Source organism: Delftia sp. ZNC0008, from assembly GCF_000799035.1.
GTDB lineage: Bacteria > Pseudomonadota > Gammaproteobacteria > Burkholderiales > Burkholderiaceae_C > Comamonas > Comamonas tsuruhatensis.
The window spans coordinates 1-568 of sequence record NZ_JTKZ01000692.1; the positions used below are offsets into that span (position 1 = coordinate 1).

Sequence of the window (568 nt, forward strand, 5' to 3'; positions counted from 1 at the left end):
CCGCGTATCGACGTGGCCGTGCAGCCCGTGCCCGGCGGCGCCCGCGCCACGCCGGCCCGCAAGGCCGCGCTGCTGGCCGCGCATTTCGACAACGGATTTTTCAGCCGCGTGGGCGAGGGGCCGATGGTCGAAAAGCCCATGACCGAGAACCCCGGTGCCACCAGCGGCGTGCATGCGCTCAAGTTCCACAAGACCATCCTCGAATGGGGCCCGGTCACCCGCGAGAAGCTGGGCCAGACCCTGGAGATCATCGCCAGGACCCGCCGCTCGCCCCACGCGGGCGAGCCCCAGCAATTCCAGGTGCTGCTGGGCGGCCAGCCCCGGGCCGGCGTGCGCGTGTCGCTGGGAGAAAGCGGTCCGCCACTGGCAACCGATGCCGACGGCCTGGTGACCGTCACACCGCGTGCCGGCATGAACCAGCTGCTGGCCATCGTGCGCCTGCCCGTGGCAGGCGATGCGCGCACCACCAGCCTCAGCTACGAGTACCTGCTGGGGTTCTCGGCGCATTGAAAGGGACTGGCGGCCCGGCCCGGCGTGGCCCGGCCCGGCGTGGCCCGGCCCGGCGTGG

At 72.5% G+C, this 568-nt stretch carries 1 protein-coding gene; it reads left to right on the top strand.

Going from position 1 to position 568, the window contains the following annotated elements; translation table 11 throughout:
• Nucleotides 1-510: DUF4198 domain-containing protein (locus tag L995_RS22570; protein WP_047473786.1), on the top strand; the 510-nt coding region annotated here is incomplete at its 5' end.
• Between the last annotated feature and the right edge of the window lie 58 nt (nucleotides 511-568).